This window comes from Acidovorax delafieldii 2AN, assembly GCF_000175235.1.
Taxonomy (GTDB): Bacteria; Pseudomonadota; Gammaproteobacteria; order Burkholderiales; family Burkholderiaceae_C; genus Acidovorax; species Acidovorax delafieldii_B.
Map to the genome: position 1 here is coordinate 1 of NZ_ACQT01000143.1, position 9,335 is coordinate 9,335.

Consider the following 9,335-nt stretch of genomic DNA (forward strand, 5'->3'; position numbering starts at 1 on the left):
GTGCAGTCGCTGCTCTTTCATGTCCTGCGGGCCCTCGGCCGCGCGCAGGCGCTGCGGCGCAAGTTGGTCTCGCGCACGCCACCGCCGCCGGCGGATGCCCTGCTGTGCACGGCACTGGCGCTGGCCTGGCATGCCGACGATGCGCCTTACGAACCGTTCACGCTGGTCAACCAGGCGGTCGAGGCCGCCAAGCGCAACGTCGCCACCAAGGCCCAGGCGCCGTTCATCAATGCCTGTCTGCGGCGTTTCCTGCGCGAGCGCGACACCCTGGTGGCCGCTACCGACACCGACCCGGTGGCGCGCTGGAACCATCCGCAGTGGTGGATTGCCAAGCTGCAAAAAGACCACCCCCAGCATTGGCAGCAAATCCTGCATGCCAACAATGGCCGTGCGCCCATGATTTTGCGGGTTAATGGGCAAAAGAGCACTGTTGCGCAATACCAGAAAGCGCTGGCAGCTATCAATATTGAAGCGACGCCAGTGGGCGAGTGGGGGTTGGCCCTGCAGCACCCACGCCCCGTGGCAGAGCTGCCAGGCTTTGCACAGGGCCTGGTTTCGGTGCAGGATGCGGCGGCCCAGCAGGCGGCGCCACTGCTGCTGCGGGGACTCGATTTGGCCCAGCCGCTGCGTGTTCTCGATGCCTGCGCCGCGCCCGGGGGCAAGACCGCCCATCTGCTGGAGTACGCTGGAGCGTCAAGCCCCTTGCAGGTGACAGCACTGGAAGTGGACGTCGCGCGCAGTGTACGCATCCACGAGACGCTTGACCGGCTGGGCCTTCGGGCCCAGGTGCTGGTGGCGGACGCCGCGCGCCCACAGGAATGGTGGCAACCCCATTGCGAGGGCATTCCGTTCGACGCGATCTTGCTGGATGCGCCCTGCACTGCATCGGGCATCGTGCGCCGCCATCCCGATGTGCGCTGGTTGCGCCGCGAGGCCGACATTGCCCAACTGGCCGTGCAGCAGGCACGCCTGCTCAAGGCCCTGTGGCCGTTGTTGCGCCCCGGGGGGCGGCTGCTGTATTGCACCTGCTCCGTATTCCGCGAGGAAGGCGATGCGCAGGTGCAATCGTTTCTTGCGCACAACACCGACGCCCGTTTGCTGCCGTCGCCCGGCCATTTAATTCCCGGCATTGCGAACAATGGCGAAGTCGTCCGGGACAATGCACCGGGTGACCACGACGGTTTTTTTTACGCACTGTTGCAGAAGATGGAGTAGGCGCGGCATGGGCTGCCTGCTGCGGGAATGGGTGCGGGTCTGGATCTTGGCGCTGCTGTGCCTGGTGGCCTGGCCGGGCATCGCGGTGGCGCAAACCCACGCGGGCGAGAGTGCAGACCTGCGTCTCGAACGCTCGGATGATGGGCTCTATTTGAGCGCTGCGCTGCAGTTCGACCTGCCCGAACTGGCCGAGGATGCGCTGTACAAGGGCATTCCGGTGTTTTTCGTCGCTGAAGCGCAGGTATCGCGCGAGCGCTGGTACTGGTCCGATCGCCAGGTCGCTACGGCAACCCGCCATTTGCGCCTCAGCTACCAACCCCTCACCCGCCGCTGGCGGCTGAGCACGTCCTCCACCGCGTTTTCCAATACCGGCCTGGGCGTGGTGCTGGGGCAGAACTTTGACGAATTGCACGATGCGCTGATGGCCATGCAGAGGATATCGCGCTGGAAGATTGCCGATGCCTCTGAAATCGACGCAGATGCTGCACATACCGTCCATTTCAGGTTCCGACTCGACATGTCGCAGCTTCCTCGGCCGCTGCAGATCGGCGCGGTGGGGAGTTCAGGCTGGAGCCTGTTGCTTTCACGCCAGCAGCGGCTCTTGCCGGAGACCGGGCGATGACTCCACAAGGCAGCGAATCCGCGTCAGCGCAGGCCCTGGTGCGGCAGTCCCGGGCCGTGCGCTGGACCGTGGGGGTGGGGGCGGCCATCATGTCGGCCATCGGCATGGTGCTGCTGTTCATGCTCACCCTGGCCACCAACAACCGGGCGCTGTACGAGCGCAACTACGCCTGGCTGTTCGGCGTGAACGTGCTGGTGGCTGTGCTGCTGCTGGGCGTGCTGGCGTGGGTGGGGGTGCGCCTGGCCATCCGCCTGCGGCGCGGGCGCTTTGGCAGCCGGCTTCTGGTGAAACTGGCCGCGATCTTCGCCTTGGTGGGGCTGATGCCGGGCCTGCTGATCTATGTGGTGTCCTACCAGTTCGTGACGCGCTCCATCGAGAGCTGGTTTGACGTGAAGGTCGAGGGCGCGCTGGTGGCGGGCGTCAACCTGGCGCGGGTATCTCTCGATTCCATGGCGGAAGACATGGCCACCAAGGCGCGCAATGCCAGCGCGCAGCTGGCCCAGGTGCCCGATGCCGCCGCCGGGCTGGTGCTGGAGCGCATCCGCGACCAACTGGGCGCCAGCGATGTGGTGCTGTGGAACGCGGCGGGCCACGCCGTGGCCAGCGCGGGGCAGTCGCGCTTCAGCCTGAGCCCCGAGCGCCCCGGCATTGCGCAACTGCGCATGGTGCGCCAGCAGCGCACCATGGCGCAGATCGAGGGGCTGGACGACATCACCGACCCCGCCGCCGCCCAGAACGCACGGGTGAAGGTCTTCGCGCTGGTCGCCAGCCCCAGTGTGGGCCTTCTGCTCGAGCCCCGCTTCCTGCAGGTCACCATGCCTTTGCCGCCAGCGTTGGTGGGCAACGCCCTGGCGGTGCAAGAGGCCAATCGTGAATACCAGGAGCGCGCGCTGGCACGCGAAGGCCTGCGCCGCATGTATGTCGGCACCCTCACGCTGGGGCTGTTTCTGGCCGTTTTCGGCGCGGTGCTGCTGGCGGTGCTGCTGGGCAACCAGCTGGTGCGGCCGCTGCTGGTGCTGGCCGAGGGGGTGCGCGAGGTGGCTGCAGGCAACCTCAGCCCCAAGGCTGCCCTGCAGGGCAAGGACGAACTGGGCGGGCTCACCCGTTCGTTCGCCACCATGACCCAGCAACTGGCCGATGCCCGTGGAGCGGTCGAGCAGAGCATGGGGGCGCTCGACGCTGCACGCGCCAAGCTCCAGACCATCCTGGACAACCTCACCGCCGGCGTGATGGTGCTCGACCAGCAGGACCGCATTGTCTCTTTTAACCCCGGGGCCACGCGCATCCTGCGTGCCCCCATGGCGGCCCATGCGGGCAAGCCGCTGGCCGAAGTGCCGGGGCTGGCCACGTTCGCGGCGGCCGTGCGAGAGCAGTTCGCTGAGTTCCTGGGTGACCGGCACGACCACGGGCTGGACCATTGGCAGCAACCTTTTGAACTGCACGGCTCGCCCAGCGGGGCCGCACACCACGCCACGAGCCTGGTGGTGCGGGGGGCCGAGTTGCCGGATGCGTCGCGTCTGTTGGTTTTTGACGACATTTCGGAAATTGTTTCCGCCCAACGCGCGCAGGCCTGGGGCGAGGTCGCGCGGCGGTTGGCCCACGAAATCAAGAACCCGCTCACGCCCATCCAGCTGTCTGCCGAACGGCTTGAAATGAAGCTGACTGGCAAACTCCCGGCGCCTGAGCAGGCCGTGCTTACCAAGTCGGTCAAGACCATCGTCGAGCAGGTGGACGCCATGAAGCGGCTGGTGAACGAATTCCGCGACTATGCCCGCCTGCCGGCTGCCGAACTGCAACCGCTGGACCTGAATACGTTGGTGTCCGATGTGCTCTATCTGTATGGGGCCGAAAACGCCACCATCCCTGTGGAATCCGAGCTGGACGCGCGTTGTCCGCCCATTGCCGGGGACGCCCAGCAACTGCGCCAGGTGGTGCACAACCTGCTGCAGAACGCACAGGACGCCACCGAACAAGCCGCGAGCGCAGGCGGCGTTCCTTTGCCGCCGGTGCGCATCACCACGCGGTGGAGTGAGTCATCGCGGCGCGTGCGCCTGACGGTGGTGGACAGCGGCCCGGGCTTTCCCGCCCACATCCTTCAGCGGGCCTTCGAACCCTATGTCACCACCAAGCCCAGGGGCACCGGCCTCGGCCTTGCAGTGGTGAAAAAAATTGCGGATGAGCACGGAGCGCGCATCGAGCTGTCGAACCGGCTTGACGAAGGCGTGGTGCGGGGGGCGCAAGTATCGTTATCATTCGCCACTTACCAATCGGTGGCGTCATAACAACACCACACTGCAGCATCCAAAGCGCTTCACACACATGGCAAACATTCTGGTGGTTGATGACGAACTCGGCATTCGTGACCTCTTGTCGGAAATCCTGAATGACGAGGGACACAGCGTGGACCTTGCCGAGAACGCGACGCAGGCCCGCGCGGCGCGCGCGGCCGGGGTGTATGACTTGGTGCTGCTGGACATCTGGATGCCCGACACCGACGGCGTTTCGCTGCTCAAGGAATGGGCCACGGCCGGCGTGCTGACCATGCCCGTCATCATGATGAGCGGCCATGCCACCATCGACACCGCCGTTGAAGCCACCCGCATCGGCGCATTTTCGTTTCTCGAAAAACCCATCACGCTGCAAAAGCTGCTCAAGGCCGTGGAACAGGGACTGGCGCGCCACGCAGCCCATCAGGCCGCACCCGTGTCAGCGCAGCAGCCGGCAGCCGGCCCCGCCGACGGCGGCTTTGTCCCGGCGCCCATCATCACCACTGCCATGGTGGGCGATGCAGGCCCCCATGCCCATCAGGGCTTCGACCTGGACCGCCCGCTGCGCGAGGCGCGCGATGGCTTCGAGAAAGCGTATTTCGAATTCCACCTGGCCCGCGAAGGCGGCTCGATGACGCGCGTGGCAGAGAAAACCGGTCTGGAGCGCACCCACCTGTACCGCAAGCTGCGCCAGCTGGGCGTAGACCTTGGGCGTGGCAAACGCAATTAATGTCGCGCACCGCGTTGTCAATCCCAATTTTCTGGTTATAATTTGAGGCTCAGGCCCGGTAGCTCAGTCGGTAGAGCAGAGGATTGAAAATCCTTGTGTCGGTGGTTCGATTCCGCCCCAGGCCACCAAACCAAAAAGCCCTTGATTCGAAAGAGTCAGGGGCTTTTTCCATTGAGGCGCCGTGCCTGGAGATGGCCCGGCCGCGCACCTCCGCTTTGCTATTGCCGCTGCGCGGCGCTTCTGCACCGGCCTGCAGCCCTGTTTGCACGCTCTTTGCGGCGTCTGCAGCTGTCTTCCTTTTCTCGTTGGCTTTTTGATGGCATTCCTGACCGACACGACCCTGGGCATCGACTTTGGCACTTCCAACTCGGCGATGGCCGTGCGCCAGGGCGGCGCCCCTGCACGCATGCTGTGCCTGGAGGGCACGAGCCACACTTTGCCGACGGCGCTGTTCTTCAATGCCGAGGATCACGGCACCCATTTCGGGCGCGACGCCATGCGCCAGTACCTCGCGGGCACCGAGGGGCGTCTCATGCGTTCGCTCAAGAGCCTGCTGGGCAGTGCGCTGCTGCAGGAAAAGACGGCGGTACACAACCAGTTGGTGAGCTACCAGGACATCATTGGTCTGTTCCTGCGCATGCTGGCCACCACGGCCCGCGATGCGCTGGGCGGAATGCCGGGCAAGGTGATGCTGGGGCGGCCGGTGCATTTTGTGGATGGCGACACCATGCGCGACCGGCAGGCAGAGGATGCCCTGCGCCAGGCGGCCCACGATGCGGGTTTCGTGAATGTGGCATTTCAACTCGAGCCCATAGCTGCCGCGCTGGACTATGAGCAGCGTATTGACCGCGAATCGCTCGTGCTGGTGGTCGACATTGGCGGGGGAACCTCCGACTTCACCGTGGTGCGCCTGGGGCCCGGCAGAAGGGCGCGTTCAGACCGGACCAGCGACATTCTGGCCACCACGGGCGTGCATGTCGGCGGCACCGATTTCGACCGGCGGCTGAGCCTGGCGCAGGTGATGCCGCTGCTGGGGCTGGGCCACACCGGCCCCTCGGGGCGCGAGGTGCCCAGCCGGGTGTTCTTCGAACTGGCCACCTGGCACTTGATCCAGTGGCTGTATGCCCCCCGCGCCCTGCGTGAGGCGCAGGCCCTGCGGTCCGACTACGCACAACCCCGGCTGCACGACCGCCTGATGGCGGTGCTGAACCAGCGCATGGGGCACCGGCTGGCCGACGCGGTGGAGCAGGCCAAGATTGCCGCGTCGAGCCAGGCTGCCGACGCGCGGATGGCCCTTGAATGGATTGAGCCGGGCTTGGAGGCGCTGGTCACAGCCGAGGGGCTGGCCCGCCACCTGTCTGGCCTGTTGCAGCAGGTGGTGGCCTGTGCCGGCGAGTGTGTCCAGAACGCCGGAATGGCGCCAGGGCAGCTTCAGGCCATCTACCTCACGGGTGGATCATCGGCGCTGCGGCCTCTGCGGGACGCCCTCGGGGTGGCATTTCCCGGCATCCCGCAGGTCGAAGGCGATCTGTTCGGCGGTGTGGCCGCGGGGTTGGCGGTAAGCGCCGCCTGACGCGTTGTCGGCTGGCGGCTTGGGCGGGTGCCTTGCAGGGTTTAGATGCTATTGAAAATATAGCTTTAGACGCATGGCCATCAAGCGCTACAGGCCATAATAGGCAAAAAATACCAGAAAATTCTACTCCCCCGCCTGAGGGGCGGCGCGCTTCCATTCCAGGGCCGTGTCATACAGGCTGTTGCGGGAAGCGCCGGTGATGTCGGCAGCCAGGCGGACGGCGGATTTGAGGGGGAGCTCCTGCAGCAGCAGGCGCAGCACGCGCAAGCCCTCGCCGTCGTCCCCAGCGGGTGTGGAGGGGTGCAGCAGCACGACGAATTCGCCGCGCGAGCGCTGCGGTGACCCCTCCAGCCAGGCGCTCAATTCGTTGGCGGGGCGGGTGGTGATTTCCTCGAACTGCTTGGTGAGTTCGCGCGCCAGGGTGACGGGGCGCGCGCCCAGTGTTGCCAACGCCTGGGCCAGCTCGCCAATGCGGTGCGGCGCTTCCAGCAATACCACGCACCGGGGCTCGCCGGCCAGGCGCTGCACGGCATTTGCCCGCTCTGCCTGCTTGGCGGGCAGAAAGCCGGCAAAGAGGAATCCGCCATTGTCCGGGTGGTGCGCCACGGCACCTGCCACACTCAAGGCCGTGGTGATGCTGCTCGCCCCCGGCAGCGGCAGGGCGCGCAGCCCGGCGGCTTGCACCGCAGCCACCAAGCGGGCGCCGGGGTCGCTGACGCCCGGCGTTCCCGCGTCGCTGACGTAGGCAACGCGCTGGCCCTGCTGCAGCCGCTGCACCACGCCCAGCGCGGCCTCGGCTTCGTTGTGCTGGTGTACCGCCAGCAACTGCGTTCCGCCCTTGTCGATGCCATAGGCGCGCAGCAGCGCCTGGGTGTGGCGCGTGTCTTCGCAGGCGATGGCGTCAGCCAGTTGCAGCACGTGCAGTGCGCGCAGGGTGATATCGGCCAGATTGCCGATGGGCGTGGCCACGACATACAGCGCGCCCTGCGGATAATGCTGTGCAGCCGCTGCGTCGCTGGCGGCGTTCAGGGCAGATGCGAAAGATGCGCTCAATGAATTTCCTTGGAAAAAAGACCGCCAGCGCCGACCCGCAGGGGCCGGCCGCCGGCGGCGGTACCACGCGGCAGCGGGGCAATGCGGCCGAGGACCAGGCGCTCGCCCATTTGCAGGGTGTGGGCCTGCGGCTGCTCGAACGCAATTATCGGACGCCGGGGCGTGGTGGTGGCGAGATCGACCTGGTAATGCGGGAGCGCGACGGCACCGTGGTGTTCGTCGAGGTGCGCAGTCGCGCCACTGCAGCCTTTGGCGGGGCTTGCGCGAGCATCGGATCTGTCAAGCAAGGGCGCATCGTGCTGGCCGCGCGGCACTATCTGCTGCGCATGCCCTCGCCGCCCCCGTGCCGTTTCGACGTGGTTCTGCTCGAGCCCGGCGGTGTGCAATGGCTGCGGGCGGCATTCGACGCCCAGTGACAGAAAGGCTTGCAGCCGGGTGCCTGCACGGTGTGCGACGCGGGGTGGCCAGCACCCGAGGCGCCGCTGCCGCAACGGCGGCGGATTGAACCTTCGCGCCCGTCCGCGCTCCAATGGCGCACTCTTTCCACCCTTGCGCGCGCCTGCGGCCTCTACGGATTGCTACAAAAGCTGTAACAGGCGGCGGGTATCATTGGCCCCCTCATGCTTGAGCAACGCATACAACAGCATTTCATCGACAGCGCCGACCTGAAATACCAGGCCGCGCAAGCCCTGGGCGCCCCCATTGCTGCGGCCGTGCAGGCCGTGCTGGCCTGCGTGACCAGCGGCGGCAAGGTGCTCGCCTGCGGCAACGGCCCTTCGGCTGCCGAGGCGCTGCAATTCGCATCGTTTTGCGTGGCGGGTTTCGAGCGCGACCGGCCCGAGCTGGCCGCTCTGGCCCTGACATCCGACAGCACCCTGCTCACGGCGGGCGGCGGCCACGACGTGGCCCAGCAGTTCGCGCGCCAGGTGCGCGCGCTCGGTCAGGCGGGCGACGTGCTGCTGGCGCTGTCCATCACCGGCAACGATGCCAACGTGATCGCCGCCATCGAGGCCGCGCACGAGCGCGACATGACGGTGGTGATCCTCACCGGGCGCACGGGCGGCAAGCTGGCGCCGCTGGTGCGCGAGACCGATGTACTGATCAGCGTGCCGCACGACCGCGCCGCGCGGGTGCGCGAAGTCCATGCCCTGGTGTTGCACTGCCTGTGCGACGGCGTGGACGCCCAGTTACTTGGAGAACAGGAAATACCGCTATGACGCCAACCTTGAACCGTACCGCCCGCACCCTGCTGGCTGCCGCCGCGCTTGCCGCAGGTCTTTCCGCATGCGCTCCCCTGTTTGTCGGAGGGGCCGTGGTGGGCGGGATGATGGCCTCTGATCGCCGCACGACGGGCACCCAGGTCGAAGACGAAGGCATCGAATTGCGCGCTGCCAATCGTATCCGCGAGGTGCTGGGTGAACGGGTGCACGTCAACGTGACCAGTTTCAACCGCCAGGCCCTGCTCACCGGCGAAGTGCCTGCGGCACACGACCGTGCCACCGTCGAACAGATCGTGGCCGGCGTGAACAACGTGCGCTCGGTGGTGAACGATCTGGCTGTGATGCCCAACAGCTCGCTGGGCCAGCGCTCGAACGACACCCTCATCACCGGCAAGGTGCGCGCCAGCTTCGTGGACGCCAAGGACGTGTTCGCCAGCGCCTACAAGGTGGTGACCGAGCGCAACGTGGTCTATCTCATGGGCCTGGTCACCCCGCGTGAAGCCGCGCGTGCCACGGAAATTGCGCGTGGCGTGAGTGGCGTGAGCAAGGTGGTGCGTGTGTTCGAAACGATCACCGAAGAAGAACTGCGCCGCAACAATACGCAGCCGCCGGCTCCGGTCACCACGGACGGCACCTCGTCGCAGGGCGGCTGACA

The 9,335-nt window shown here is 66.5% G+C and carries 9 protein-coding genes and 1 tRNA gene; 9 read left to right on the forward strand and 1 reads right to left on the reverse strand.

Features of this window, described 5'->3' with window-relative positions:
• From rsmB to ACDELDRAFT_RS15335, 6 genes are all read left to right on the forward strand, one after another.
• Nucleotides 1-1,215: 16S rRNA (cytosine(967)-C(5))-methyltransferase RsmB (rsmB, locus tag ACDELDRAFT_RS15310; protein ID WP_050784185.1), on the forward strand; the 1,215-nt coding region annotated here is incomplete at its 5' end.
• Between the two features lie 7 nt (nucleotides 1,216-1,222).
• Nucleotides 1,223-1,837, forward strand: coding sequence for a DUF4390 domain-containing protein (locus ACDELDRAFT_RS15315; RefSeq protein ID WP_005798419.1), 615 nt, complete (start codon nucleotides 1,223-1,225; stop codon nucleotides 1,835-1,837).
• Nucleotides 1,834-4,119 carry a sensor histidine kinase gene (locus tag ACDELDRAFT_RS15320; protein ID WP_005798421.1) on the forward strand — a complete coding sequence of 762 codons (2,286 nt, stop codon included), beginning with the start codon at nucleotides 1,834-1,836 and terminating at the stop codon, nucleotides 4,117-4,119. The genes ACDELDRAFT_RS15315 and ACDELDRAFT_RS15320 overlap by 4 nt, the downstream gene beginning before the upstream one ends.
• 37 nt (nucleotides 4,120-4,156) lie before the next feature.
• On the forward strand, nucleotides 4,157-4,834 hold the full coding sequence (locus tag ACDELDRAFT_RS15325; RefSeq protein ID WP_005798422.1) for a response regulator: 678 nt from the start codon (nucleotides 4,157-4,159) through the stop codon (nucleotides 4,832-4,834).
• A gap of 52 nt (nucleotides 4,835-4,886) precedes the next feature.
• A tRNA-Phe gene (locus ACDELDRAFT_RS15330) sits at nucleotides 4,887-4,962 on the forward strand.
• Nucleotides 4,963-5,150: 188 nt separating this feature from the next.
• On the forward strand, nucleotides 5,151-6,407 hold the full coding sequence (locus ACDELDRAFT_RS15335; protein WP_005798424.1) for an Hsp70 family protein: 1,257 nt from the start codon (nucleotides 5,151-5,153) through the stop codon (nucleotides 6,405-6,407).
• A 123-nt stretch (nucleotides 6,408-6,530) separates the two neighbouring features.
• On the opposite strand, the gene rsmI is transcribed toward ACDELDRAFT_RS15335, so the two are convergent.
• The gene (gene rsmI / locus ACDELDRAFT_RS15340) at nucleotides 6,531-7,460 is read right to left on the reverse strand and encodes a 16S rRNA (cytidine(1402)-2'-O)-methyltransferase (RefSeq protein ID WP_081470148.1); all 930 of its coding nucleotides are present in this window, start codon (nucleotides 7,458-7,460) and stop codon (nucleotides 6,531-6,533) included.
• Between rsmI and ACDELDRAFT_RS15345 the strand changes: the two genes are divergently transcribed.
• The 3 genes from ACDELDRAFT_RS15345 to ACDELDRAFT_RS15355 all read left to right on the forward strand — a co-directional run bounded on the left by ACDELDRAFT_RS15345 (nucleotide 7,460) and on the right by ACDELDRAFT_RS15355 (nucleotide 9,333).
• A complete protein-coding gene (locus tag ACDELDRAFT_RS15345) occupies nucleotides 7,460-7,876 on the forward strand; it encodes a YraN family protein (protein WP_005798428.1) in 417 nt (138 codons plus the stop codon). The two genes, rsmI and ACDELDRAFT_RS15345, sit on opposite strands and share 1 nt — an antisense overlap.
• A 204-nt stretch (nucleotides 7,877-8,080) precedes the next feature.
• Nucleotides 8,081-8,677, forward strand: a complete 597-nt coding sequence (locus ACDELDRAFT_RS15350; protein WP_005798429.1) for an SIS domain-containing protein — start codon at nucleotides 8,081-8,083, stop codon at nucleotides 8,675-8,677.
• Nucleotides 8,674-9,333, forward strand: coding sequence for a BON domain-containing protein (locus tag ACDELDRAFT_RS15355; RefSeq protein WP_005798431.1), 660 nt, complete (start codon nucleotides 8,674-8,676; stop codon nucleotides 9,331-9,333). Before ACDELDRAFT_RS15350 ends, ACDELDRAFT_RS15355 begins: the two co-directional genes overlap by 4 nt.
• Nucleotides 9,334-9,335 lie beyond the last annotated feature (2 nt).

Coding starts and splice junctions, on each gene's coding strand:
- ACDELDRAFT_RS15315 (WP_005798419.1), top strand. CDS start 1,223: ATGGGCTGCCTGCTGCGGGAATGGGTGCGGGTCTGGATCTTGGCGCTG.
- ACDELDRAFT_RS15320 (WP_005798421.1), top strand. CDS start 1,834: ATGACTCCACAAGGCAGCGAATCCGCGTCAGCGCAGGCCCTGGTGCGG.
- ACDELDRAFT_RS15325 (WP_005798422.1), top strand. CDS start 4,157: ATGGCAAACATTCTGGTGGTTGATGACGAACTCGGCATTCGTGACCTC.
- ACDELDRAFT_RS15335 (WP_005798424.1), top strand. CDS start 5,151: ATGGCATTCCTGACCGACACGACCCTGGGCATCGACTTTGGCACTTCC.
- ACDELDRAFT_RS15345 (WP_005798428.1), top strand. CDS start 7,460: ATGAATTTCCTTGGAAAAAAGACCGCCAGCGCCGACCCGCAGGGGCCG.
- ACDELDRAFT_RS15350 (WP_005798429.1), top strand. CDS start 8,081: ATGCTTGAGCAACGCATACAACAGCATTTCATCGACAGCGCCGACCTG.
- ACDELDRAFT_RS15355 (WP_005798431.1), top strand. CDS start 8,674: ATGACGCCAACCTTGAACCGTACCGCCCGCACCCTGCTGGCTGCCGCC.